We start from the raw sequence: 25,463 nt of genomic DNA on the forward strand, positions 1-25,463 counted from the left end.
TCTGGTAGGGAGTATAGCTGTGTGATATCCACAAAAGTAATCAAATTGAAAGCAATTCACAACACTCCGTTTTCATCATAGTAATCTGTTACGGCTGTGTGATATCCACAAAAGTAATCAAATTGAAAGCAATTCACAACGCTGGATCTATTATTTTGATGGTAGTGATTGCTGTGTGATATCCACAAAAGTAATCAAATTGAAAGCAATTCACAACAGTTCTAAATGTAACATTTGAATTACTTTTGCTGTGTGATATCCACAAAAGTAATCAAATTGAAAGCAATTCACAACGGGTTCTCTCTGAGCCCTTTCTTATGGTATGCTGTGTGATATCCACAAAAGTAATCAAATTGAAAGCAATTCACAACTGCTCTGAGTTTATCAAATTCAACTCTAACGCTGTGTGATATCCACAAAAGTAATCAAATTGAAAGCAATTCACAACCAATTCATTTCAGATGCTATTAGAGTAGAGGCTGTGTGATATCCACAAAAGTAATCAAATTGAAAGCAATTCACAACTAATTCTGAGATAATAGAGCTGTTACTCCGGCTGTGTGATATCCACAAAAGTAATCAAATTGAAAGCAATTCACAACATTAAAAAAATAATTGAGGATATAAGCCCTGCTGTGTGATATCCACAAAAGTAATCAAATTGAAAGCAATTCACAACGAACTTCGGAGTGTGCCACTCGGGAAAACTGCTGTGTGATATCCACAAAAGTAATCAAATTGAAAGCAATTCACAACACCTATCTAAATGCTTTAATGAGGCAATGGGCTGTGTGATATCCACAAAAGTAATCAAATTGAAAGCAATTCACAACATTGTTTTAATTGATGCGTCAAATATACGCGCTGTGTGATATCCACAAAAGTAATCAAATTGAAAGCAATTCACAACATCGCATTGATATAATCTGTTCCGTCTGCAGCTGTGTGATATCCACAAAAGTAATCAAATTGAAAGCAATTCACAACCAAGTGTAAAATTTGTATTTTCAAGGTTTCGCTGTGTGATATCCACAAAAGTAATCAAATTGAAAGCAATTCACAACGGGAGATTCTGCTGGGTTTTACAGCAAAAGGCTGTGTGATATCCACAAAAGTAATCAAATTGAAAGCAATTCACAACACACAATAATTTTATGAATACAACAACATTGCTGTGTGATATCCACAAAAGTAATCAAATTGAAAGCAATTCACAACTTTTAACGGCTTTGGTCTCGGCATTCACAAGCTGTGTGATATCCACAAAAGTAATCAAATTGAAAGCAATTCACAACACTGCTCAACTCGATAGCTTCATCTATTTTGCTGTGTGATATCCACAAAAGTAATCAAATTGAAAGCAATTCACAACCAGGACTATTAAAGAGCCTCCACCTCCCTCGCTGTGTGATATCCACAAAAGTAATCAAATTGAAAGCAATTCACAACAATACTTAAAAGGCACTAAATCACCGTATAGCTGTGTGATATCCACAAAAGTAATCAAATTGAAAGCAATTCACAACTAAATGAAAAGAGCATAACAATAAAAGAATGCTGTGTGATATCCACAAAAGTAATCAAATTGAAAGCAATTCACAACTATCCGCTTTTCTTTAGCTACTGGTGACTCGCTGTGTGATATCCACAAAAGTAATCAAATTGAAAGCAATTCACAACGGGAGTTATGAGTCGTGAGACTTACTTTAAGCTGTGTGATATCCACAAAAGTAATCAAATTGAAAATATTTGTTTTGTACTTAGGTAGCAGAGAGAGGTTAAATTAAATTATCTTAACTTTGTCGCCATTTTTTAATATTCATCAGAAAAACTAATAATAAGATTCTTAAAAATTCAGCTTATGAAGTTCTTAAATTCTTTTTTGGGACTTGTATTATTGGCTTTTATGCAAATTTTACAAGCTCAGCAGTCTGTTAAAAGCATTTTGCCGTTATTTTCACAGAAAAAACAGGTGGAATGGGCGGTGCAAACAGATAGAAATGAATCGGTACCCGTAAAATGGTATGAGCGTGAAAGCTCATTTGCAGTGGAAGGAATCCGAACTTTTGTAGGATACTATAATGAACAATTGGTAGGGGCATTGTCGGTGCAGAGAAATGATATTTCTGGAAGTATTCAGTGGGTAGGAAAGGCTTATCATATTGATACTCGACAGGGGAAAGTTGTGATTAGTACCTCAGGTGCAGATATGAATTGTGGAACTTGCTCTGGGAACTTTTGTGCGTCTGATAGCGCTGAAGAAAAGAGCTTTTTGAGAGTAGATTATAAGAAGCAAAAATTTGTTTATACAGACCCTGTGCTTAGGGTTTATCGATTGGCTATTACGATTGATTACAGCTATTTTTCTCGAACATTTGGCTTTAATAAGGCGAGGGTTAGAGGTTACTAGGCATCGGCAGAGGTGGTGCTTAATGAACTTTATATGAGAGACCTTGCGATGAAGTTTAAGGTGATTAATGATGATAGACTTATTATAGATACCAAAGACAAAGAGCTGTTTAATACTACAAATCTTTATTATATTATCTCCAATTCTACCCAAAAGATTAATGGCTTAATCGGTGAGAATAATTATGAAGTAGGAGTGATGGTTACCGAGCCTGCAAAAGGGGTATTGGGTATTGCAACGCTGGGAGGCTTTTATAATAAAAGCACCAAAGGGAGTGCATTGGTCTCTAATAACAATTATACGCTGGCACACGAGGTAGGACATTTGTTTGGCTCAAATCATACATTTAGTAATGGCCCTATAACTTACAGTACAGAGCCCCTTAGTGGAACTTCTATAATGGGATATGGTTTTAAGGATGATGATGTATTCTTCTCATTGGTCAGTGCATCGAAAATAAAGGAGAGGGTATTTTATAATCCAGGTTATTATTCCGATGAAGAACATAAACATTGGGTAGGTGAGAAGTCGGCCGCGATACCTTTTTATGGAATTAATACCAATAACCGACCGCCATTGATTAATCGAGCAAAGCTACAGCCAGAGTACAAAATCCCACCCGATACTTTCTTCCAATTTATGATAGATGCTACCGACCCAGAGGATGATGCACTGCTGTATATGGCTCATCAGGCGGATATAGACCAGCCAGGGAAGGCAAATTTCATTGCTTACAGCCCGTCTAAGGATAATACAGTTAAATATGAAGCTAAGTATGAGAGGGTATTGACTAATCCTGGAAATGATGATGGAGAAGATGAGTATGAAATTCAGAAAGTGCCTTATTCTTCACCAGAACCATCGGATAGAGGAGTGTATACCTTTTGGTTGGGCGTAAGTGATGGAGGGAGGAAAGCTCATCAGCAGCCACACGCTACTCAGTATGATATAGAAAAAGTGAATCTGAATATAGTAGATGGTACTCCCTTTAAAATAACTTCGGTAATGCCACTTTCAAATATGGAAGAAGGGGATACTATTACCATTAAATGGGATGTAGACAGAAATATCTTTGGGAATGATACTAAAGTTCGTATACTTTTCTCAGATGACTATGGAAAAACCTATAAGTATGTCTTAGCAGATGAAGTTCCCAATAATGGTGAGTATAAAGTAAGCCTACCAGCAGGAATAAGAAAGGCAGGAAAGGTTTGGAGCTGGGGGTCAGAAAGAACGAAACATAAGGTGGAAGGGATTTTCAAGGTAGAAGTGATAGACCATATTGCCTATGCGCTTTATACCCGAAGAAGTCTGAAAGAGCCCAGCCCAATGGAGGTTTATGAACCAAAAATCGTTTTTAAAAATCTTCCAGAGCCTGTAATTACCGTTAAAAAAACTGAGATTCCTCCAAAAGCAGAGGTTACCGCTACTTCATCTTGTAGTGGTACGGGTAATAATATCCCAAATATTGATTATGAAGAGGAAAATCACCTCCATTATATTCTCCGTAAGTGGGAAGCAACCGATAACTGCGGTAATAAAAACAGCTTTACTCAGTATATTTATATAGAAAAAGATAGATTAAAATTCGTCGGAGATTTGCCTAAGGATATTCATTTTCAATGTAAGGATAGCCAGCTTCCAGAAGTACCAAAGTTAGAGGTAACGGGGGGTGATGAATCAACCAAAATAGAATTTACAGAGGAAAAGATTGATTTGTGGAATGGAAATTATAAACTCATCCGCTCGTGGTATGCTTCTGCTGATAAAGTATCTCCTGTGGCTCATTCACAAGTGATATTGGTACAAGATACTACACCGCCTGAGTTGTCAGACTATCCAAAAGACCAAATAGTAAAGACAGAAGCCGATATTCCCGCTCAGCAAGGGCTTACAGCTGTTGATAATTGCGATGGGGCAGTTAAAGTTTCCCAAGGCTGGGAAGCTGGTGAGCTTAATGGCAAGAAGCAGAAGAAGTATGTTTGGCTTGCAGAAGACCGTTCAGGTAATGTAAACCGATATGTACAGACATTCACTATAGACCCTGATGATGCTGGGCTTTCAACTGATGAAGTGGAAGTAAAATCTCTTAGAATTTACCCAAATCCCTTTAAAGATTCCTTTGTAGTAGAAGGTGTAGAGGGAGATTTTAATCTGAAAATCTATGACCTTTCAGGTAAGCAATTCAAATCTTTTGGTAAGATGCAGAGGTATATTGTATCAGACTTGCCAGCGGGAGTTTATATCGTTAATGTAGAGGCTGATAACATTTTACATACATTTAAAATCATCAAAAAATAAATAGAGTAATGAATATAAAAAAGACATTTTTTGTACTGCTTTTGTTAGGACTTGTACAGAATCTTTGCGCACAGAAGGTAAGGGATATTGTGAGATTATTCCATCGTTCAGAAGCGATAAGTTGGGCGGTTCCATTGCCAGGTAACCCGCTGACTATCCAATGGCAGGAGAGAGAAACCGCCTTCTCTCGTGAGGGCATCCGAACTTTTGTAGGCTATTCCAATGGAAATCTTATCGGTACGCTTTCTATTCGCCCAAACGCAGTTTCTGGGAACCTGTCATACAATGGAAAGGAGTACTTTATCAATACTGATAATGGTGAGCTTCATTATACTGAAGAGAATCATTCTGAGGAAGGGCAGTGCGGTACAGATGAGCTCATTCACCAGAGTGAGTCTGCTAAGCGTTACCTTGATACTGTTTCTGAAGGCAGTGAAGCTCCTCAAATTAAAAATACTGAGATTCTTAGGGTTTACAGGCTTGCTATTGCAGTGGCATATAACCGCTATTCAGATTATTATTTTAATTCGGATGTACAAAAAGTCAAGGATTTCTGGGCGTAGACCGAAGCTTTTCTCAATGAAGTCTATATGAGAGACTTGGGTATTCGTTTTGAGTTGATAAATGATGAAAAACTCATCATAAAAGATGCTGCAAATGAGATGGTTTATGATTATCATACACCAGAATATATCATTAGCTATGCAACTCGCAATATAGGTGCGCTTATCGGAGATAAGAACTTTGATTCTGGGCTTTGGCTCTCGGGTTTTAGCCGTACGGGTATCGTAGGGCTTGCGTATATCTTTGGTGCTTACGATAGTGGCAAGGCAGCGGCTGTTGTGAGTAACTATTCTAAGGAAACGATAGCCCACGAAATTGGGCATCTCTTCGGAGGGAGGCATACTTTTTCTACTCAAGTGGTGCAGAGTGACTCCGAAAAAACAGAGCTAGGTCGCGGACAATCTGTGATGAGCTATGGAGCACCTCGTAATTTCTTCTCTCTATCCAGTATCCAGAGAATGAGGGAGAGAATCACAACTCTTCCTTACTATATTGACAAAAAGAGGACTCAGGTGAGAGGAGATGCCAATTTTCCTAATATTCCTTATGGTGAGCAGCTTACCAATACCCCTCCTGTAATTGATAAATCCAAGCTCAAAACCGAATATATCATTCCGAAAAATACTTTTTTCCAATTCTATATTCCTGCTACCGATGCGGATGGAGATGCCCTCAGCTACTCGGCTCAGCAGAGGGATGTTCGTCTTTTAAATTCCCCATCTATAAGTATTTATAAGGCATATAAGCCCACTCAGACCAATCCTGTTAGTTTTCAACGAGAATATGATACCAATTTGAGGGGTGGAGCTATCTATGACAGCCAACCGCCTCAGGATACTACGGGAGAGTTTAGTTTCTGGCTTGCTGCGAGCGACCCTAAAATGAGTACTCAGAACCATTTTATTACGAATTTCGACCTTGCACAGACTACCGTAAAAGTCATAGAAGGCAAACCATTTAAAATCACTACCGCAATAAAGAAAAAGTATAAAGGAGGCGAGAAAATCAACCTCAATTGGGAAGTAGATGAAGCTATTTTTGGTGCGGATTCCAAAGTGAGAATACTCCTTTCTGATGATTGGGGGCAAACCTTTAAATATACTCTTGCAGAGGAGGTTGAGAATAATGGAAATTATGAAGTAACATTGCCAAATATCAATATCGGTGAGATAGAAGTAGGCTCGGCAAAGCTCAAAGTAAATGCTGGGATTATAAAAGTGGAAGTGATAGACCGTTTAGCTTTTGATATTACCGAAAAAGCACCAAGTGCTAGAGGTGGTTTCATTGTGGAGGAAGACCCAAGTCTTGCTACAGAAATCACTGATTTAAAGTCATCAGATATACTTATCTATCCAAACCCTGTAAAGAGCAGTTTCTCACTGAAAGGGTTGCCACAGAGTTCAAAAATTAAAGTTTTTGATATCAATGCTAGACTTTTAAAATCATTTGCTCCACAGCAGAATTATGATGTATCTGAGTTATCTAATGGAAATTATATCCTAAGTATAGAAACTCCAAAAGGAGCCCTTCATCTGAAATTTATAAAGCAATAAGCTGTTTAAAGATTTTTTGATGTTCATAGAATTACGAAAATAGAGATTTCTTTTTTTAATATAAGAGTCTCTATTTTTTTTGTTAGTACTTATCTACTATTAGATATTTAACCGTAAAGCCTTTCATTAAATCAAACTTCTCTAATCGCACTCCTCTTGTTTGCAGTGGCAGCCTTTTACTTCCATTTCAAAGGTGGAGTGGTGTATGTTTTTGTGGGCTAATGTGTGCCGTAGTTCTTTTTTTATTTGTTCGGTATCGGCAAGGCTTATTTCCTGTGCTAAGACAATATGTGCAGTGAGGGCATTCTGAGAGCTGCTCATTGCCCAAATGTGGAGGTGGTGCAGACTGTCAATCATCGGGTGTTGCTCTATTGCCTGCTGTATTTCCTTTGTATTGATGTCGGCAGGCACTCCGTCTAATATAAGTTTCAGACTTTCGGTGAGTAAGTGCCAAGTGGAGATTAATATCACCGCTGCTATTACAAAGCTGATGAAAATATCGGCTGCATTCCAACCCGTTAGTGAGATAATGACGCCAGAGATAATCACCCCTACGGAAACCAAAGCATCTACCATTAGATGAAGGAAGGCCCCTTTGATATTGATATCTTGCTTCTGACCTTTATAAAACAGAAATGCAGAAATCGAGTTGATCATCACCCCTACAAATGCGGTTATACTAATATCCAAACCCTTTACATTGGGCGGAAGGCTTAGTCTTTCCACAGCTTCTATACAGATATTCGCAACAATAAACACCAACAGAATAGCATTGATGAGCGAAGCCAAAATAGAGGCTTTCTTATATCCATAGGTATAGGTACGGCTTGCAGCTTTTTGTGCCAGCTTCATTCCCAGCAGGGAGATGATGAGGCTCGCAACATCGCTAAGGTTGTGGCTGGCATCCGAGATAAGCGCCAGAGAATTAATGCTGAACCCTACGCCATATTCCACAATTGTATACAAAAGATTCAGCCCGATGCCTATATAAAAAGCTCGGTTTATAGCATCCAGACTGCTTACTGAGTGGTGGCAATGCCCTTCGTGTGAATGCTCCATAGTATTTTAAGTTTTAAGGTTTAACTTTTTTTCGCCTTGATGAACCTAATCAGCACCAAACCTATGAAAAAGAAGAAGCTCATAGACAAGGCGGCGTATCTCATATTATTAAAATGGTCTATTAGCGCTGAGAAGATAAAGGTACCGAAGATAATCGCGAGTTTCTCCAATACATCATAGAACCCGAAGAAAGTAGTATTGTCCATAGAGTTCTCTGGTAGCAGTTTGGAGTAGGTAGAGCGGGAGAGCGCTTGCAAACCGCCCATTACTAAGCCAATAATCCCCGCAATGCCGTAGAACTGGTACTCTACATTTGGGTTTTCTTTGTTCAGGAGATACGAACCGAGGCACGCAACAATCCAAAGTATTACCGTAATAGAGATAACATTTTTATTTCCTATCCTCTGGGAGAGTTTGGAGAAGACTATGGCACCGATAATCGCCTCTATCTGTATGATGAGTAAAGTAGCGATGAGCTTCCCTTGTTCCAAGTTGATTTCATTGCTTCCGAAGAGGGTTGCCATCAGGAAGATTGTCTGCATACCTACGCTGTAAAAGAAAAAACTCGAAAGGAAGAACTTCAAGTTTCTATCCTCAAAGAGCTGCTTTTGTACTTTGAACAGTTCTTTAAAACTCTGCTTACCAATATCGATATAAAAACGAATATTATCCATTAAAACAGTGAAAAAGCCTCCCTGCTTGGCGTGTTTCTTAAAGATATTGGTATAGTTGAGCAGTACTAAATCTTTCGGAAGATTGTCCTTCACGCTCCCAAACTGCGGTAAGTGCTTAAAGGTATATTGCGAGAAGCCAAACCACCACGCACCCGTAAGCAGGAAGCTCACCCTTGTGTATAGCTTGGATTCTTCAGCGGTTTGTGCGGCTACTTTTATCAGTAAAAGGCAGATGATTACTAATACCACAGAGCCTACATAGCCGTATACATATCCTCTTGCAGAGAGGGCATCTTGCCTGTCGGGCGAAGCAATATCTGGCAAGAATGAGTTGTAGAAAACCAAACTTCCCCAAAAGCCAACACTCGCTGTAATACTGAACAGCAACCCGAGGAAAACGGTATTCATCCCCGTAAAAATCGCTAAGCCCATACACGATGTAGCCCCAAGATAACAGAAGAATTGGAGGAAAGATTTCTTATTTCCAATAGTATCAGCCAGCGAAGAGAGGAATGGAGACAGCAGCACCACAATAATAAATGATGCCGTGAGCGAATAGCCATAAACGGCATCTGGGTGATAAGCCTCCCCAAAGATTTTAAGGAAATATCTCTCAGGAACTTTTATCCACTGCTGGGTGCTCTCTATAAATTCTTTTTTATAGCCTTTGGTTGTGAGTAGTGAGTAGTAAATTGGGAAGATGGTAGAGGTGATTACTAATGAATAAACAGAATTTGCCCAATCATAGGCTGCCCAAGCATTCATTATTTTAGGGTTATTTTTTATTCCCGTTTTGCTTGTGGTCTTCGTTCGGTTTTGAGACATTCTTTTTAAAAATTATTTTGAACAAAAGTATAAAAAACTAAAAGATATCTATTAAAAGATGTTTAAATATTCTTAAAATTGCGCCTTTAAAAGCAAACAGAGATGAGATTTAATCTGAGATATGGGCTTCTTAGCCTAATCATTTTTGGTATAGAGGTTTGTATCGCTACTATTTGGAAAGACATATTTCTCCTTAGAGCCTATATAGGCGATGTATTGGTTGTAATGCTCCTCTACACCGCTATTCTCAGCTTTTTTAATATAAAAAACAAGGGTACACTTCTTATTTATATATTCCTGTTTTCTGTGTTGGTAGAGGTTGCTCAGTATTTCAAACTGGCTACTCTACTCGGCTTTAAAGAAGGGAGTATAATGTATATTGTCATTGGAAATTCATTTTCTTGGTTAGATATTCTTTGCTATTTTATCGGTGTTCTTCTTATGTATCTCGGTTTAGGTAGCAAGTTATATGCAGTAGGCAGTAAGCAATAGGCAGTAGGTATCTATCTATAAATTAATCATAAGTTTCTTATTTCAAAGGGCGGAAGTCTGTACTCTCATACCAAAATTAAATTTTAAGCAAGGTGAATAATCTAAATTAATTTTAAATAAATTTGCGCTAATATTTTATTGGCAATGAAGAGAAGAAAGATTTTATTCTTTGGATTTTTGTTATTGATGGGGTTGTCTTATGCACAGGTAGTACAGGGAGTGGTGCTGGATAAAGAGACGGGCAAGAGTTTGCAAAATGTAAAGATTAGCCCAGAAGGTACAGATTCTTGGACACTGACAGATGCTAACGGGAGCTTTAAAATAGATTTAAAAGGGCATAAAGAGCTGGTATTTATTCTTTCGGGCTATACCGAAATAAAGCAGAGAGCAGAGGAGAATATGGAAGTACTCCTTAGCCCAGCTACGATATACATAAAGGAAGTGCAACTTACAGCAAAAAGGCGTAGATTTTCAGAAATAGACATAAAGGAAGAAGCGATAAAAAATAATCAGTCCTTTTCTATTGCAGATGTGCTTACACAGCTACCAGGTCAGTTTATAAAGCCACTTAACAATAATGAGTTTAAGAATGTAGTCTTCCGAACTGGTAGTGGGCAAAGCCTTAATAATAGAAACAACGATTCCTATGGGAACAAAGCTGCAGGGGTATCTGTACTCGTAGATGGATTGGCAGTTTCTAATAATGAGAATATGCAGCAGTACAATTCGCCATATTCGGCGGTGTACAGAGGACTTTCTTCCAGAACGGATATACCCACTCCATCCTTACCAAACTATGGGGCAGACCTCAGAGAGATAACCGTAGGAGATATAGAAAATATAAAAGTAGTGCAGGGGATTCCAGATGCAAAATACGGAGATCTTACGACAGGGCTCATTATCGTGGAGACGAAATCGGGCAAAAAACCTCTTCAAATAAATGCTTCATTGCAAAGGGGAACTTATCAGGTAGATGTTACCAAAGGTTTTCAGATTAATAAAAAAGGAGATGCTATTAATTTTCTTATCAACTATATGGATGCGAATCCTAACCCGAGGAATAACCTTACTGACTATAAAAGAATTGTAGGTAAAATACTTTGGGAGATGAGTAGTAGAGATAAGACTGTAAGGAATAAAATCAATTTCCAGTATGCAAAGAATCTGGATGAAGGTAAAACCGATCCAGATGACTATAAGGCGAGGTATGTAAAAGCATCAAAAGTGGGGTTTGTTCTCTCTGATAATTTTACGATGAAATTTAAAGACCGATGGATAGACGGTCTCTCTGCAAATGTGAGATTCAGCTACGATAAGCAGAAGAATATAGATAAGCAGTTTGTCAATTTAGGAGGGAGACCTTACGGTACTGCTATGGAGAATTCGGTGTATTATGCACCTTACACTCCCGTAACCTTTATGACTGAGAGGAATGTAGAAGGCATACCGATTAACCTCAATATGAATGTAGAGATGTATAAACTCATAGAATCGAGGAATAAATGGAGACATAATATATCTGCTGGTGGAGCTTTTATCTTTGGTGATAATATCGGTAGAGGGAGGTTTGGTACTACCAATTCGGCAATTGTAGGGATATCTAATGCTGCGAGCAATATGGGGTATAGGGACTATGACTACTCTAAAAATGTACCCGCAAGTGTGCAGTACTCTGCCTACTTACAGGATAATTTGAGGAAAGATATAGGTGAGTACTCATCATTAAGTTTAAATGCGGGGCTCAGATTGGATATTCAGAACAGTATAAAAACCCTATCACCAAGGTTTAATGCTTCGTATAAGTATAAAAATATAAGCCTGAGAGGTGGGGTAGGGCTTACCTCAAAAGCACCTACTCTTGCACAGCTCTATACGGGAGATAGATTTTTAGATTACCTGATAGGGGACTTTCGACTGCCAGGTAAATATAATGTAGCCGTAATGCAAACCGTAGTAACCAAAGGGGATAATGTGGATTTAAAACCATCTAAAAGCTGGAAAACAGAAGTGGGTTTAGACTATAAATTCCCTTTTGCAATGCTCAGCTTTACAGCTTATTATAATAAACTTTTCGATGGTTTTACCAATGTATCGGAGCTTAATAAAACTCAGATTTCTGATGTAAAAATCAATTATAATGGTAATCAGCCGCCTACTTATCAGATTATCGGGCAGAAAGATTATTATTATACCCACAGCCGTATTACCAATGCACTTAATTCGGTAGATAAAGGTATTGAGCTGGGGATAAATTTTAAAAGAATAGAAGCACTAAACTTGGAAGTTGCCCTTAATGCTACCTATGTACGAACCGATGATAAATCTGATGTGCGCTATCTTCAAAAGTCTAATATAGAAACCAGTGAGTATACTTATGGAGTGTTTACTGCTGGGGGGAATGCTTTTGAGAATGCGAGAATCAATGGCACTTTTGCTTATCACTTATCCCAAGTAGGGCTTATATTGGCATTGCAGACCAATACTTTCCTCCTGGATAATTTCTATGTAGATGCAAACAATAAATATCCCGAAGGCTATTATGACAGGAATCTCACCTATCACCCAATTCCAGAATCAGAGAGGGCAGATGCAAAATATCAAAATATTCACAGGCAGGCAACAGAGACTACCACCCAGAGGCTTGGTAAGGTATTGCACAATATTCATCTACGGGTTACGAAGAATTTTCTAAGTGGCTTCCAAGCATCGGTATATGTATATAATGTGCTGAATAGCCGTCCTGCACGCAAAAATCTGAATAATGGAAGTATAGAAGAATATGATTTCTTTACACCAATATCATTCGGAGCTAATCTTAGTTATAAATTTTAAACCTTCAAATTGGTGTTGTTAATTTTGTATTTTTTATAATTTACCTGGATAAACTGTACCAAATGTCAATTACCAGATAAGATTAAAGCGGGTTTTGTAGGTGAGCGACAAAGATATAAATGTAAAGATTGTAGCTGTTTTTTAGTGCTGAGAAGAAATCGGATGTAAGAACTTCAGAGTAGAAACTTCTTGCTTTAAAAATAAGTTAAAAACGATGTTAGAAAGTTCTTTAAAACTTTTGTTTTTAATGCTAAATTGTAAACATAATAATTTTTAGTAATACCCCAGAAACAAAGAAAATACCTCACGGACTATGGTACATCCATCTAATTCTTCTTCGTACCATAGCCCGTGAGATGAGGCAGTCACAGTGTGATAGACTCTTGCTGTAGTTTAACCTTCTGCTACTTACCGCCTACTACTCAATAATCACTTCCCCTGTCATTTCTTTTGGAATGGTGATGCCCATAGCGGTAAGAATGGATGGAGCTACATCTCCTAATTTACCAGGTCTTAGTGTCCAAGTTTTGTCTTTATCCATTACAATGAGAGGGACGAGGTTTGTAGAGTGCTGGGTGTTGGGTGTGCCATCTGGGTTGAGCATTACATCCGAGTTACCGTGATCGGCGAGGATAAATACCGTATAGCCGTGCTCATATGCTGTGGTGGCAACTTTTCCTATGCACTCATCTACGGTTTCAGCAGCTTTTACGGCAGCAGAGAAAACACCCGTATGCCCTACCATATCGGTGTTTGCAAAGTTGAGGCAGATGAAATCAGCGCTTTCTTGCTCTATTTCTGGTAATATGTTTTTCGTAATGTCGTAGGCAGACATTTCGGGTTTTAAGTCATAAGTAGCTACATCTTTCGGGCTTGGGCAGAGGATTCTTTTTTCTCCATTGAAAGGCTCCTCCCTGCCACCAGAGAAGAAGAAAGTTACATGGGGATATTTCTCGGTTTCAGCGGTGCGGATTTGCCTTTTGCCATTGGCTTCGAGGATTTCACCGAGGGTATGGGTGAGGACTTCTTCATCAAAGACTACTTGTACTCCCTTAAACTCACTGTCGTAATTCGTCATTGTGATGTAGTGGAGGCTCAGTTTGTGCATACCGAAATCTGGAAAATCCTGCTGAGAGAGTACTTCGGTGATTTCCCTGCCTCTATCGGTTCTAAAATTAAAGCAGAAGACCACATCACCATCTTTAATCTTGGCTATGGGGTTTTGATGCTCATCAATGCAGACAATAGGTTTCAGAAACTCATCTGAAATGCCTTCATCATAAGACTTTTGGATGGCTTCCACCGCATCTTGTGCAGGAGTGCCAGTGGCATTTACCATCACATCATAAGCGAGTTTTACGCGCTCCCATCTCTTGTCTCTATCCATAGCGTAGTACCTCCCGACAATGGTGGCGAGCTTCCCTACATTCTGGTTCATAAAGCTCTGCAAGTCGGTGATAAAGCCTTTTCCCGAGTGTGGGTCGCAATCTCTCCCATCGGTAAAGGCGTGTACAAAGACATTGTCTCTCAATCCGAAATCCTTAGCTGCGGAGAGCAACCCTTTCAGGTGGTTGATATGAGAATGCACCCCCCCATCTGAGCATAGACCGATGAAATGCACCGCAGCATTATTCTCCTGAGCATATTGAAATGCGGATAGAATGGCAGGCTCTTTACCTAAAGTTTTATTCTCCACTGCCATATTGAGCTTCACGAGGTTTTGATAGACCACTCTTCCAGCACCGAGATTCATATGCCCTACTTCGGAGTTGCCCATTTGTCCTGCGGGCAGGCCCACTGCCATACCGCTCGCCTCGAGGGTGGTGTGGGGGAATTTCTGATAAAAGGAGTCCATAAAAGGGGTTTTTGCCTGGTCTATTGCAGAGATTTTTGGGTCTTTGCCTAATCCCCAACCGTCTAAAATTGCGAGTAATGCTTTGTGTGCCATAGTATATTTTTTTTATTGAATTAATGAATAAGTTGCTTAATTTTTTGCGCTAACAAAGTTAAGAAAACTCAAGCGAAATACGATTAAAATCAAAGTGCGAATAGTTTTAATAATAGTAAAATATTATTTCTATTAATTTCAGCTTAGTGGAAGCTCGCTTTTGTTTGTTTTCTACTTTTCACTAATTAGTGAAAGCTAGCTTTTGTTCATTTTCTACCATTCACTAATTAGTGGAAGCTCGCTTTTGTTTGTTTTCTACCATTCACTAATTAGTGGAAGCTCGCTTTTGTTTGTTTTCTACTTTTCACTAATTAGTGAAAGCTCGTTTTTATTCATTTTCTACTATTCACTAATTAGTGAAAGCTCGTTTTTGTTCATTTTCTGCCATTCACTAATTAGTGGAAGCAAAAATTTTTTTTTCCATTCACTAAATAGTGAAAGGAAATTTTATTTTTTTCTTATCATTAAAATAATTATTTGCTAAAAAAAATTGCTGCTTGTTGCTTATCGTTTAGTGGTTATTTAACCGAAAGTTAAAATTATTCATTGGCGACCGTTGGTTATTTAACCGAAAGTTAAAATTATTCATTGGCAGCCGTCGGTTATTTAACCGAAAGTTAAAATTATTCATTGGCAGCCGTCGGTTATTTAACCGAAAGTTAAAATTATTCATTGGCGATCGTCGGTTATTTAACCGACGCACAAATATTTTTTTTCATCAGTGATTTAACCGACGCATAAAAGTTTTTTTTTCATCATTAAAATAATTATTCGCTAAAAAAAACGCCGTCTATCGCCTACCGCCTAAGTGCCTCACCGGCTACGGTGTGCTGCTTTTAACCGAAATTTAACAGATTGTAAAACTTCTTTTAACATTAAAACAAATACTTTTGCCATTGGAAATGAGATGATGCGAAAAATTTATTCTTTACTGGTGTTTTTTGTGTTTTTTGCTACGGCTCAGGAGCGGTATAAGACTTCGATATTTGAAGGAAATAGAGCTTTTGAGAAGGAAAATTATGATGAGGCATCGGCCAAGTTTATGCAGGCAGTAAAGCAAAAGGAGAAAGACTTTTCGGCTCATTATAACCTTGGGAATGCCTTGTATAAGGGGAAAAAGTATGACGAGGCAATGGCTGAATACAAAAAAGCAGAAGCAAATGCCAAAACAAAGCAGGATAAAATGGCAGCCCATTATAACCTCGGGAATGCCTATATGCAATCTGGAAACCCTGCAAAAGCCGCTGAATACTACAAAAAAGCACTGAAAAATGATCCCTATAATGAAAAGGTGAGAAAGAATTACGAAATCGCAAAACTGAAAGATAAGGAGAATCAGCAGAGCCAGCAGAACCAAAATCAGCAGGATAAAAATCAACAACAAAAAGATCAGAATAATACTCCCAAAGATGAGAACAATGGGAAGCCCCCAAAAGGTAAAGACCAAAACCAGCAAGGAAATGATGGCAACACTGATCAAAAACAAAACAAAGGCAAAAACGACGGAGAGCGAATGCCGAAAGACTTAGAAGATGCCCTGCTCGAAAGAGTGAAAAGCAGGGAGCAGGAGACCGCAAGAAAAATCCTTAATAAAAATACTTACTCCGTTCCCCAAAGCAATGAGAAAGATTGGTAATGAGCAATAGACTTTTATATATCGTTTTATTATGGTACTCTGTGCAGTCTTATGCTCAGGTAAATATAGAATTGCTTACCAATAAGAGGGAATATACTACCAAAGATTTGATAGAGCTTACCGTAACACTTGAAATCAACGGAGCAGATATGGTGCAGGAAACGCCCATTAGACTACCGGATTTCTCTCAGTTCTACGAAAGAGGGTCAGGCTCGAGTAAGAATAGTGTATTTGATCCGGTAACCAATACAGCAATCTCTCAGATGGTTTATCAGATCATCCTCCAACCGAAAAATTCAGGGAATCTAAAGATAGGTTCCGCACTGGTAAAGTCTATAAAACCGAGCCTTTTGAAATCAGTGTAGCGGATATTAAAACTCCTGAGCGAGCGGTAAACAGGCTCCCCTCCGCAGAAGTCTATCTCAATATGGAGGTTGAGGATAGAGAAGTCTATCCTTTCCAGCCTGTAAAGGCAGTTTTAAAGGCGTATAGCAGGGATTTTAACAGCTTGAGGAAGTTTAAAAATATTATCCAACCGAGGCAGAAGAATGTAGAATTTTTCCCCGTGAGCTTTTCGCGTTCAGATATAGAGCTCGACAGGTATTCACAAGTAGCTTCGCAGACGGTTGCGGTGTATCTTCTCTTCCCCGAAGAGGCAGGGCTGATTATGATAGACCCGATAATGGCAAGTGTGGAAACCGAAAGGATAAAATCTAATACTGCTGACCTAAGAGTGAAGAGGCTTCCTGCTGAGAGCCCATTGAGTTTTAAAAATGCAGTGGGAGAATTTAAAATAGAAATTACAAGCCCTCAGAAGGAGCAGAATATAGAAGTAGGTAAACCGATAAATATCACGGTGAAACTAAAAGGTGAGGGCAATCTCACCAAAAAACTTCTGCCAGTTATAAAAGAAACGGAGCAGTATAAGGTATTCCCTCCGAAGATTAGGCAAAATATAAAAACCACTTCTGAAAGCGTTTCGGGGAGTATAGAGGCAGATTATGTAGTGGTTCCTACACAGGCAGGGCGTATAGAAGTGCATACCTCAGAGTTTTCTTATTTCAGTCCAGAAAAGGAGAGGTATATAGATTTAGGAGCAAAGACCATAAGCTATAATATCCTTACCGAGCAGCAAGTAAATGAGCAAAAAACAGCTCTGGATAAGGTAAATGACTATACCGATAAGATTATAGATAATGTAAATATCCCCATCTTAAAGACCGATAAAAAGGAAATAGAAAAAACTTTCCTCGATGCTCTTTGGGATAATCTGGCGTTTATTATAAGTGGTTTCGGGATATTAGCAGTAGCTTTTATCTTTCTAAGAAAAGGGAAGAGCAAGCCACAGCCCACTGCTGAAAAAGAGGAAAACATCTCCGATATAGAAAAGAAATTGAGAGATGAGCAGCTCGCCGATCCAGCATTTACCCTTGATGACCTCGATAGGTTGATTAAAGATGAAAATTATACCGCTTATTTGGAGAATGTGGAGGCGCTGCTCTCAGATTTAGATGAAAAATATCAAAAGGAAGGTTATACTGATTTGGCTTTATATATTAGCGAGCAAAAGAATGAAATCATTAAGGATTATCAAGAATTATTGCTAAGAATGCAGCACGAGAAATACAGACCAATCCCTTTAAAAGATAATATTTTAGAGATACATATCCATTTGAAATCAATTTTAAATCATATTTCGTAATTCCGAAAATAAAATGATATTTTTGCGAAAAATTTAAATAAATGGATATCCTTTCAGGTTTTGATTTAAGACAATCACTCTCAGCTACAATGGTGCTCTTTACGGTAATAGATATTATTGGGTCTATTCCTATTATTGTGAGCTTAAAATCAAAATTTGGCAAGATAGATTCTGGTAAGGCATCTATTGTTGCGGGGTTAATATTGATTTCCTTTTTATTCATCGGTGAAAAGATTTTGAAATTCTTAGCGGTAGATGTTAATTCATTTGCCATTGCGGGAGCTTTCGTGCTTTTTATTATTGCTGTGGAGATGATTTTGGGTATAGAAATCCAAAAGGGTGGGGAGTCTAATTCCGCATCTATCGTCCCGATTGCATTCCCTCTTGTAGCAGGAGCAGCATCGCTTACCACTACGCTTTCTCTCAAGGCTCAGTACCACGATATTAATATTATTATCGCTATTCTGATGAATGTTCTCATCGTCTATATCGTCTTAAAATCGGCGAATTGGATAGAGAATAAGCTGGGGGATGATACTCTTCAAGTGCTTAAAAAGGTATTTGGTATTATCCTGCTTGCGATTTCTATAAAGCTATTTACGGCTAATTTTGCGCATTTGTTAGAGAATTACATTCACTTTAATTAATCTGAAATGAAGATATTTTATAAGATATTCATCGTCTTGTTTATCCTGTTTATTGGGGCGAGTCTTTATGCGATTGACTATGAAATCGGCTTTTTTCACGAGGAGAATACAAGTCTTGTATTATCTTTGTCTGCGGGTATTGTAGGGCTGCTGCTTGTTTTTGTTTTAAATGCGTGGGGCTCTATCGGAAAGAAAAAATAATATATGCTAGATTGGATTAAAGCTGCTCGCCTTCGTACGCTTCCGCTTTCTCTTAGTGGGATTGTTATGGGGGCTTTTATTGCTAAATGGAGGCTTGGTTTGCAGGGAGCTGACTGGGACTGGAAGATTTTTGCTCTTGCTATCCTCGTTACACTTTTGTACCAAGTGCTTTCTAATTTTGCTAATGACTATGGCGATGGTGTAAAGGGCACAGACACACACCGCACCCATACTGCTGAGAACAGAGCCGTAGCCTCTGGGAAGATTAGTCCTAAGCAGATGAAAAATGCAATGCTCCTCTTCTCCTTCCTCTCTCTGGTAGCTACTCTTGCTTTGCTCTATCTGGCTTTTTTTCCTGATTTTATCTACGAGTTTTTGATTTTTACAGGGCTTGGCTTGGCGTGTATCTTGGCTGCCATAGGCTATACTGTGGGAAAAAAACCCTATGGCTATATGGGGCTGGGAGATATTATGGTCTTTATTTTCTTTGGGCTGGTATCGGTTTGTGGGAGTTATTTCCTTTTTACGAAATCTTTTAGTTGGGATATTCTCCTTCCTGCTTCGGCTATCGGTTTGATGAGTACAGCAGTCTTAAATCTCAATAATATGAGGGATATGGAGAGCGATAAAATCTCAGGGAAAAATACACTTGCATTGAGGCTCGGCTTCCGTGGAGCGATGGTGTATCAAATGCTCCTGATGCAGCTTCCACTGGTTCTGATTCTCATATTCTTGGGGGTAAATCAATTCTTTCAGACGCAGAATTATTATGCTTTTATCGTAATGATTCTCTTCTTCCCACTGACCAAACTCAGGCGAAGTATCTTGCAGACCAAAAAACAGAAAGACCTTGACCCATTCCTGAAACAAGTTGGCATCATTACCCTTATGATGGCTGTACTTATGGCTTTTGGGCTTAATTTTTTTAATTAATTTTTTTCGTTCAGTCTTATGAATCTCAATCATCTTTATACCAATAAGCGAACGGGGCAAGATGTTCCCACTAAGGCATCGCGAACGGATTTCCAGAGGGATTATGACAGGATTATCTTTTCTTCCGCTTTCCGCAGGTTGCAGAATAAGACTCAGGTTTTTCCCCTACCAGGCAGTGTTTTCGTACATAACAGGCTTACGCATTCCTTAGAAGTTTCCTCTGTGGGGCGTAGCCTTGGCAGTTTGGTGGGCGAGTTTATTACTGAGCGTTTTAAAGATGAACTTACCGAAGATTCTAAAAATTTTTACCTTTATAATCTCTCCAATGTAGTGGCGTCGGCTTGCCTCTGCCACGATATTGGCAACCCCGCTTTTGGGCATTCTGGCGAAGATGCTATCGCCAGCTTTTTTGAGCGAAATGAGACACTTCTTAAAGATAAATTTAATGACAAGGAGTGGGCAGACCTTCTCAATTTTGAGGGGAATGCTAATGCCATTCGAGTGCTTACCCACCAGCAAACGGGTAAAGATGTAGGGGGTGCTCAGCTTACCCTTACCACTTTGGCGAGCATTGCAAAATACCCTTGCGAAGCGGTGGCAAAAGTGGAAGGCAAGCTTCACCGTAAGAAATTCGGCTTCTTCCAGAATGAGAAAGCTACTTTCCAACAGATTGCGGAGGAAACGAGTATGATGAAGGAGCAGCAGGAGCCATTAATCTATAAAAGACACCCTTTCGTATGGCTTGTAGAGGCGGCAGATGACATCTGCTATAATATTATCGATATGGAAGATGCACACAGGCTGGGCATTGTCTCTACGGCAGATTGTGAGGATTTATTCTTTGGGCTGGTGCAGTCCAGCGGTGTAGGGAGCGACATTAGCAGGATTCAGAAAAAGCTCTCCCAAATTACCAATGAAAACGAGAGAATCTCCTACCTCCGTGCAAAAGTTATCAATACTCTTATCAATAAAGCACTGAGCCTCTACCAAGAGAATTTTGAGGAAATCCTGAGCGGGAACCTTAATACCGCCCTTTTGGATATACATAAGGAGAGCAATCAGGCTCTGAAAGACATAGAGAAATTCTCAATCGAGAAAATCTACAATCATAAAGCGGTGGTAGAGATAGAGAACGCAGGTTATAATGTAATGTATGAGCTCCTTAATCACTTTATTTTCCCAATTCTAAAGCCAAAAACCGAGCGAAAAGCCTACGATAAAAAAGCTCTGAAACTTATCCCTAAGCAATTCCTCTACGAAGGCAGCATCAATGGTAAGGAGTTCTCCGATTATCAAAAAGTACTTGGGGTGATAGACTTTGTATCGGGTATGACTGATAATTTTGCCACCGACCTCTATCGTAAAATCAAAGGAATAGACATTGGAATGACGATGTAGCTTCTGGCTTCTGTCTAAAAATCTCTACCTTTACTTCTTTCTTGAAAGAGGTCAATATAGTCTTTAAAGATGTAGAGTTTTCCTCTTGTCGCTCTTGTAATTTCAGTAAGAATACCTAAGGTTTCTAAATTTTCTATTAGTTTGTAAGCGGTTACGCTTGTTTTTTCAATAACGGCTGCTGCTGTGGTGGCATCTATAACAGGTTTTTCATACATATAGGTAAGCAGTTTCAGTGCATATGAACTTTTAGTTCCTAATATTTTTATTTTATCTTCTGTTGATTTTTGTAGTTGAAGAATATCATCAAAGGTTCTTATTCCTTTTTTTGAAGTTTCTATTACACCTGTGAGAAAGAATTTTAACCATTGTTTCAAGTCATTATGAGTTCTTACTCGCATTAGGTTATCGTAGTAGAGCATTCTGTTCTTTTCAAAGAAGTCAGATAGGTATAAAATAGGCTGTTCCAGAATGCCACAGCTCACTAAGTAGAGTGTAATTAATAATCTTCCTACTCTGCCATTACCATCTAAAAAGGGGTGGATGGTTTCGAATTGATAATGGATGATGGCTGTTTTTATTAGAATGGGGAGTTGATTAAATTCATCATTAGCAAATTTTTCCAAATCAGACATTAAGTCAGATAAGCTGGAAGTTGCTGGGGGGATGAATACAGCATCATTAAGCGTAGCACCTCCTATCCAGTTTTGACTGCTTCTGTATTCTCCAGGTAGTTTATGCTCGCCTCTTACTCCTTGTAATAGAATTTTATGGGTTTGCTTTATTAAACGAGAGGAAAAAGGAAAGGTGTGTAGGAGTTTTACTGCTTCTTTCATCGCAGAGATGTAGTTTTGTACTTCTTCCCAATCATCTCTTCGTTCTATTAATATTTCTTCTTTTTTTAAGAATGCCTCCTCTATATTGGTTTGAGTTCCCTCAATTTTAGAAGATTGTATAGCCTCTTTTGTAATATGCATTTGTATAAACATATCAATATTAACATATTTAGAATACATATCTAAACGGCCGAGTTCAATATCTGCTTTACTTAATAGAGATATAATCTCCATATCATTAAGCAACCAATTACGGTTGATGAGCTCAGGTTGAAAACTTTTATAATATCCTTGATTGATATACTTCCCTGCTTTAAAATCTTGCATACTTTTTTTAGTTAAGATTTATGCAAAGATATAAATTAATAGATCTCCTTAATTAAATTTTTCGCCTAAAATTTAATTAAGGAGGTTTGTTAATTAAGTTTTTTATTAAAAATTAAAATAAGGGATGGGTTTAGTTAAGTTTTTGCCCAAAAATTAAAATAAGAAAAGCAGCCCCAATGTAAATAAACAACAAAAAGAGGAAAACAATCTCTCTCTCCTAATTGTCCCTCAGAAGTTCATTGAGGACTTTTGCAAGCCGGAGTCCGCCGTTTCTTAGCTGTTCTTCAAGTAGAGGGGTGAATTTATATTGATATTCGTAGCCCAATTTACTACCTGCGGGGGTGGCAGCGTAGAGTTTATTTGCTGCTTTGTGGGAGGCATATAGCCAGTCCATTAGCGTGCCAGATTGTATCGCTTTAATCTCTTCTTTATTTTTTGTATCCAATAGGGTGGCATATTCTGTATAGCTGTATTTTTGAGCGTCTATCAGCTTGCTATCCCAGAGTGAATGGAGGTTGGTTTTGCTTCCAAAGTAGGTGATTTCTATTTTGTTTCCTCCTAAATCTTCTGCTCTTCCTGTGTGCATAGGCTGTGAGAGGTCTCCCATTAGGTGGATGAGGAAGATAATTGCTGTTTTTCGTTCTTCTTTCGGTCGTTTTTTGTCTTTTATCGTTTCGGAGAGAGCTAAAATCTGGTTGTAGACATTGGGTTTGTTTTGCTCTTTTACTGCAGTTTTAAAGGCTGCAAAATCTGCCTGCGGTTCTACATTGATGTAATGCCAAACGAAGGTGTCTTTCCAAGTGTCTGTGGAGTTAGATTTTATAGCATCTGGCCAATTTGCCCAGTACGCCATTTTCTCTTTTCCGAAGAGTTTTCTCAGTTCTTTTTTAGATTTCTTTGTGAGGTGTCTCTCTGCGATTTCTGCGATTACCCTATGCCCTGTAATGCCCCACGAAAATACATAGCTAGACATTAGCAACCCGATAAACATCAAGAGTTTTAGATTTATTTTTCCCATTGTTTCTAAATATTTAAAAAGCCTGCAAATATAGTGTATTTATTGACTAACCCCTTAGCAGAGGAAGCACACCTTGCAGGTGATGCAGCCACAGCGTGGCAGGCGATTATCACAAACTAACCACACACCGCCAGAATCCAAAAGCTAATAGCCAGCAGCCAATTACCAGTTGCGAGAAGCTAATAAAAAACCTTACTTTTGCCCCCGAAAAAAATCACGATGCAAGACATTAGAAATATTGCGATTATCGCACATGTGGACCACGGTAAGACTACTTTGGTAGACAAAATCATTCACGCTACGAATATTTTCAGGGAAAATCAGGAGAGCGGAGAACTTATTATGGACAATAACGACCTCGAGAGAGAGCGAGGGATTACCATCCTGTCCAAGAACATTTCCGTCAATTACAAAAACACAAAGATTAATGTAATAGACACTCCTGGGCACGCTGACTTCGGTGGAGAGGTAGAGCGGGTGCTCAAAATGGCAGATGGGGTTATTCTCCTCGTAGACGCCTTTGAGGGACCTATGCCTCAGACCCGTTTTGTGCTTCAAAAGGCGCTTCAGCTCGGGCTGAAACCTATTGTAGTGATCAATAAAGTAGATAAGGAAAACTGCCGACCAGAGGAGGTTCACGATAAGGTTTTTGACCTCTTCTTTGCATTAGATGCCACTGAGGAGCAGCTCGATTTCCCAACCTATTATGGCTCATCTAAGCAAGGCTGGTTTAATACCAGTTTGGAACCGACCGATAGCATCCTCCCCATCCTCGATGGAGTACTGAAATATGTACCCGCACCGAAAGTAGAGGAGGGCAGCCTCCAAATGCAGATTACCTCTTTGGATTACTCCTCTTTCCTTGGGCGAATAGCCATTGGTAAAGTAGCCAGAGGCTCCGTAAAGGAGGGGCAGTGGATAGGTCTCGCTCAGGAGGGTGACCAGATTATCAAAGGCAAGGTAAAGGAGCTCTATGTATTCGAAGGGCTTGGCAAGAAGAAAGTTCAGGAGGTTTTCGCGGGAGATATCTGTGCTATTGTGGGCTTTGATAAGTTCCAGATTGGTGATACTTTCGTGGATTTAGAAGACCCCGAGCCACTCGACAGGATTGCCATAGATGAGCCTACGCTTAATATGACTTTCAGTATTAATAACTCACCATTTTTCGGTAAAGATGGCAAGTATGTAACTTCCAATCACCTGAAAGACCGCCTTGAAAAGGAGCTCGAGAAGAACCTTGCTCTCAGGGTGCAGCCTACCGATGATGCCAATACTTTCCTCGTATTCGGTAGGGGGATTCTCCACCTCTCCGTACTGATAGAAACGATGAGGAGAGAGGGCTATGAGATGACGATTGGCCAGCCACAAGTTATTCTAAGGGAAATCGATGGTGAGAAATGCGAGCCTTATGAAACAATGGTGGTAGATGTGCCAGAGGAATACTCCTCCCGAGTAATAGACCTCGCTACCCAGAGGAAGGGCGACCTCCTCGTTATGGAAACCAAAGGCGAGATGCAGCACTTGGAGTTTGATATCCCTTCCAGAGGGCTTATCGGTCTCCGCTCTCAGATGCTTACCGCTACGGCAGGAGAGGCGATTATGGCGCACCGCTTCAGTGAGTATAAACCCTTCAAAGGGGCTATCCCAAGCCGTATAAATGGGGTGCTTATTTCTAAAAATCAAGGCCAGTCCACCGCCTATTCCATAGAAAAACTTCAAGACAGGGGTCGTTTCTTTGTAGACCCAGGTGAGGAAGTCTATATGGGTATGATTGTAGGCGAGCAAAACAAGCCTGGCGACCTCGTAGTGAATATCGTAGAAGGAAAACAGCTCAATAATATGCGGGCGGCAGGGAAAGATAAGGACGGAAACATCGCTCCAAAAGTCCTGATGACCCTTGAAGAATGTATGGAATACATACAAGCCGATGAAGCCATAGAGGTAACTCCCAACTTCATCCGTATGCGCAAGAAACTCCTCTCCGAAGAGGACAGAAAACGCGCAGAGAGAGGTAGAATGTAACTTTTTTCATTATTAAATCTGAGATCCTTGTATGTAAAGTGCAAGGGTCTCTTTTATTTTTCACTTATCATAATAGAATAAAACAATC

The 25,463-nt window shown here is 39.2% G+C and carries 20 protein-coding genes and 1 CRISPR repeat array (1 of these 21 only partly in view); of the genes, 15 read left to right on the forward strand and 5 right to left on the reverse strand.

Annotated features, from left to right (window positions below; translation table 11 throughout):
* Nucleotides 1-1,757: a CRISPR direct-repeat array (repeat unit 47 nt; unit sequence GCTGTGTGATATCCACAAAAGTAATCAAATTGAAAGCAATTCACAAC); it begins 369 nt to the left of the window's first position.
* A 104-nt stretch (nucleotides 1,758-1,861) separates the two neighbouring features.
* From DBX24_RS06965 to DBX24_RS09540, 4 genes are read left to right on the forward strand one after another with little or no spacing between them, the layout of a single operon-like run.
* Nucleotides 1,862-2,410: a hypothetical protein gene (locus DBX24_RS06965; protein WP_160224392.1), complete on the forward strand. Its 549-nt coding sequence runs from the start codon at nucleotides 1,862-1,864 to the stop codon at nucleotides 2,408-2,410.
* 33 nt (nucleotides 2,411-2,443) lie between these two features.
* Complete coding sequence (locus tag DBX24_RS06970; RefSeq protein ID WP_160224393.1) at nucleotides 2,444-4,711, forward strand: zinc-dependent metalloprotease; 2,268 nt, start codon at nucleotides 2,444-2,446, stop codon at nucleotides 4,709-4,711.
* An 8-nt stretch (nucleotides 4,712-4,719) separates the two neighbouring features.
* Nucleotides 4,720-5,274: a hypothetical protein gene (locus DBX24_RS06975; RefSeq protein WP_160224394.1), complete on the forward strand. Its 555-nt coding sequence runs from the start codon at nucleotides 4,720-4,722 to the stop codon at nucleotides 5,272-5,274.
* Nucleotides 5,275-5,301: 27 nt separating this feature from the next.
* A complete protein-coding gene (locus tag DBX24_RS09540) occupies nucleotides 5,302-6,828 on the forward strand; it encodes a zinc-dependent metalloprotease (RefSeq protein WP_160224395.1) in 1,527 nt (508 codons plus the stop codon).
* Between the two features lie 141 nt (nucleotides 6,829-6,969).
* Here the strand turns inward: DBX24_RS09540 and DBX24_RS06985 are convergent, their stop codons facing one another.
* Nucleotides 6,970-7,887, reverse strand: coding sequence for a cation diffusion facilitator family transporter (locus tag DBX24_RS06985; RefSeq protein WP_160224396.1), 918 nt, complete (start codon nucleotides 7,885-7,887; stop codon nucleotides 6,970-6,972).
* A 20-nt stretch (nucleotides 7,888-7,907) separates the two neighbouring features.
* Nucleotides 7,908-9,386, reverse strand: coding sequence for an MFS transporter (locus DBX24_RS06990; protein WP_120489353.1), 1,479 nt, complete (start codon nucleotides 9,384-9,386; stop codon nucleotides 7,908-7,910).
* A 102-nt stretch (nucleotides 9,387-9,488) separates the two neighbouring features.
* Between DBX24_RS06990 and DBX24_RS06995 the strand changes: the two genes are divergently transcribed.
* The 3 genes from DBX24_RS06995 to DBX24_RS09550 all read left to right on the forward strand — a co-directional run bounded on the left by DBX24_RS06995 (nucleotide 9,489) and on the right by DBX24_RS09550 (nucleotide 12,878).
* On the forward strand, nucleotides 9,489-9,878 hold the full coding sequence (locus tag DBX24_RS06995) for a ribosomal maturation YjgA family protein (protein WP_120489352.1): 390 nt from the start codon (nucleotides 9,489-9,491) through the stop codon (nucleotides 9,876-9,878).
* Between the two features lie 144 nt (nucleotides 9,879-10,022).
* Nucleotides 10,023-12,710 (forward strand): TonB-dependent receptor, encoded by a 2,688-nt coding sequence (locus tag DBX24_RS07000; RefSeq protein ID WP_160224397.1) that lies wholly within the window; start codon nucleotides 10,023-10,025, stop codon nucleotides 12,708-12,710.
* 81 nt (nucleotides 12,711-12,791) lie between these two features.
* On the forward strand, nucleotides 12,792-12,878 hold the full coding sequence (locus DBX24_RS09550) for a hypothetical protein (RefSeq protein ID WP_427846822.1): 87 nt from the start codon (nucleotides 12,792-12,794) through the stop codon (nucleotides 12,876-12,878).
* Nucleotides 12,879-13,128: 250 nt separating this feature from the next.
* Here the strand turns inward: DBX24_RS09550 and gpmI are convergent, their stop codons facing one another.
* Nucleotides 13,129-14,658, reverse strand: a complete 1,530-nt coding sequence (gpmI, locus tag DBX24_RS07005) for a 2,3-bisphosphoglycerate-independent phosphoglycerate mutase (protein ID WP_160224398.1) — start codon at nucleotides 14,656-14,658, stop codon at nucleotides 13,129-13,131.
* A gap of 907 nt (nucleotides 14,659-15,565) precedes the next feature.
* Here gpmI and DBX24_RS07010 point away from each other — a divergent pair.
* From DBX24_RS07010 to dgt, 7 genes are all read left to right on the forward strand, one after another.
* Nucleotides 15,566-16,294, forward strand: a complete 729-nt coding sequence (locus DBX24_RS07010; protein ID WP_260392801.1) for a tetratricopeptide repeat protein — start codon at nucleotides 15,566-15,568, stop codon at nucleotides 16,292-16,294.
* Complete coding sequence (locus DBX24_RS07015) at nucleotides 16,294-16,659, forward strand: BatD family protein (RefSeq protein ID WP_160224399.1); 366 nt, start codon at nucleotides 16,294-16,296, stop codon at nucleotides 16,657-16,659. The genes DBX24_RS07010 and DBX24_RS07015 overlap by 1 nt, the downstream gene beginning before the upstream one ends.
* Before the next feature lie 62 nt (nucleotides 16,660-16,721).
* Nucleotides 16,722-17,996, forward strand: coding sequence for a BatD family protein (locus DBX24_RS07020; RefSeq protein ID WP_221411190.1), 1,275 nt, complete (start codon nucleotides 16,722-16,724; stop codon nucleotides 17,994-17,996).
* Between the two features lie 41 nt (nucleotides 17,997-18,037).
* Nucleotides 18,038-18,643, forward strand: a complete 606-nt coding sequence (locus tag DBX24_RS07025; RefSeq protein ID WP_120489346.1) for a MarC family protein — start codon at nucleotides 18,038-18,040, stop codon at nucleotides 18,641-18,643.
* A gap of 6 nt (nucleotides 18,644-18,649) precedes the next feature.
* A complete protein-coding gene (locus tag DBX24_RS07030) occupies nucleotides 18,650-18,844 on the forward strand; it encodes a hypothetical protein (RefSeq protein ID WP_120489345.1) in 195 nt (64 codons plus the stop codon).
* Nucleotides 18,845-18,847: 3 nt separating this feature from the next.
* Entirely contained in the window at nucleotides 18,848-19,777 is a 930-nt protein-coding gene (gene menA / locus DBX24_RS07035) for a 1,4-dihydroxy-2-naphthoate octaprenyltransferase (protein ID WP_160224400.1), read from the forward strand.
* A gap of 18 nt (nucleotides 19,778-19,795) precedes the next feature.
* Entirely contained in the window at nucleotides 19,796-21,175 is a 1,380-nt protein-coding gene (gene dgt / locus DBX24_RS07040) for a dGTP triphosphohydrolase (protein ID WP_120489343.1), read from the forward strand.
* A gap of 14 nt (nucleotides 21,176-21,189) precedes the next feature.
* Here dgt and DBX24_RS07045 read toward each other — a convergent pair whose 3' ends face one another.
* The gene (locus DBX24_RS07045) at nucleotides 21,190-22,335 is read right to left on the reverse strand and encodes a Fic family protein (RefSeq protein WP_160224401.1); all 1,146 of its coding nucleotides are present in this window, start codon (nucleotides 22,333-22,335) and stop codon (nucleotides 21,190-21,192) included.
* A gap of 217 nt (nucleotides 22,336-22,552) precedes the next feature.
* Entirely contained in the window at nucleotides 22,553-23,353 is an 801-nt protein-coding gene (locus tag DBX24_RS07050) for a S1/P1 nuclease (RefSeq protein ID WP_160224402.1), read from the reverse strand.
* A 219-nt stretch (nucleotides 23,354-23,572) separates the two neighbouring features.
* Here DBX24_RS07050 and typA point away from each other — a divergent pair, with 219 nt between their 5' ends.
* Nucleotides 23,573-25,375: a translational GTPase TypA gene (gene typA, locus DBX24_RS07055; RefSeq protein WP_160224403.1), complete on the forward strand. Its 1,803-nt coding sequence runs from the start codon at nucleotides 23,573-23,575 to the stop codon at nucleotides 25,373-25,375.
* The last annotated feature ends 88 nt before the right edge of the window (nucleotides 25,376-25,463 follow it).

Origin of the sequence: Bergeyella cardium, from assembly GCF_009914665.1 — a bacterium.
Classification (GTDB): Bacteria; Bacteroidota; Bacteroidia; order Flavobacteriales; family Weeksellaceae; genus Bergeyella_A; species Bergeyella_A cardium.

Bases quoted from the DNA above. Each gene is read 5' to 3' on its own strand.
- DBX24_RS06965 (WP_160224392.1), top strand. From the start codon at position 1,862: ATGAAGTTCTTAAATTCTTTTTTGGGACTTGTATTATTGGCTTTTATG.
- DBX24_RS06970 (WP_160224393.1), top strand. From the start codon at position 2,444: ATGAGAGACCTTGCGATGAAGTTTAAGGTGATTAATGATGATAGACTT.
- DBX24_RS06975 (WP_160224394.1), top strand. From the start codon at position 4,720: ATGAATATAAAAAAGACATTTTTTGTACTGCTTTTGTTAGGACTTGTA.
- DBX24_RS09540 (WP_160224395.1), top strand. From the start codon at position 5,302: ATGAGAGACTTGGGTATTCGTTTTGAGTTGATAAATGATGAAAAACTC.
- DBX24_RS06985 (WP_160224396.1), bottom strand. From the start codon at position 7,887: ATGGAGCATTCACACGAAGGGCATTGCCACCACTCAGTAAGCAGTCTG.
- DBX24_RS06990 (WP_120489353.1), bottom strand. From the start codon at position 9,386: ATGTCTCAAAACCGAACGAAGACCACAAGCAAAACGGGAATAAAAAAT.
- DBX24_RS06995 (WP_120489352.1), top strand. From the start codon at position 9,489: ATGAGATTTAATCTGAGATATGGGCTTCTTAGCCTAATCATTTTTGGT.
- DBX24_RS07000 (WP_160224397.1), top strand. From the start codon at position 10,023: ATGAAGAGAAGAAAGATTTTATTCTTTGGATTTTTGTTATTGATGGGG.
- gpmI (WP_160224398.1), bottom strand. From the start codon at position 14,658: ATGGCACACAAAGCATTACTCGCAATTTTAGACGGTTGGGGATTAGGC.
- DBX24_RS07010 (WP_260392801.1), top strand. From the start codon at position 15,566: ATGATGCGAAAAATTTATTCTTTACTGGTGTTTTTTGTGTTTTTTGCT.
- DBX24_RS07015 (WP_160224399.1), top strand. From the start codon at position 16,294: ATGAGCAATAGACTTTTATATATCGTTTTATTATGGTACTCTGTGCAG.
- DBX24_RS07020 (WP_221411190.1), top strand. From the start codon at position 16,722: ATGGAGGTTGAGGATAGAGAAGTCTATCCTTTCCAGCCTGTAAAGGCA.
- DBX24_RS07025 (WP_120489346.1), top strand. From the start codon at position 18,038: ATGGATATCCTTTCAGGTTTTGATTTAAGACAATCACTCTCAGCTACA.
- DBX24_RS07030 (WP_120489345.1), top strand. From the start codon at position 18,650: ATGAAGATATTTTATAAGATATTCATCGTCTTGTTTATCCTGTTTATT.
- menA (WP_160224400.1), top strand. From the start codon at position 18,848: ATGCTAGATTGGATTAAAGCTGCTCGCCTTCGTACGCTTCCGCTTTCT.
- dgt (WP_120489343.1), top strand. From the start codon at position 19,796: ATGAATCTCAATCATCTTTATACCAATAAGCGAACGGGGCAAGATGTT.
- DBX24_RS07045 (WP_160224401.1), bottom strand. From the start codon at position 22,335: ATGCAAGATTTTAAAGCAGGGAAGTATATCAATCAAGGATATTATAAA.
- DBX24_RS07050 (WP_160224402.1), bottom strand. From the start codon at position 23,353: ATGGGAAAAATAAATCTAAAACTCTTGATGTTTATCGGGTTGCTAATG.
- typA (WP_160224403.1), top strand. From the start codon at position 23,573: ATGCAAGACATTAGAAATATTGCGATTATCGCACATGTGGACCACGGT.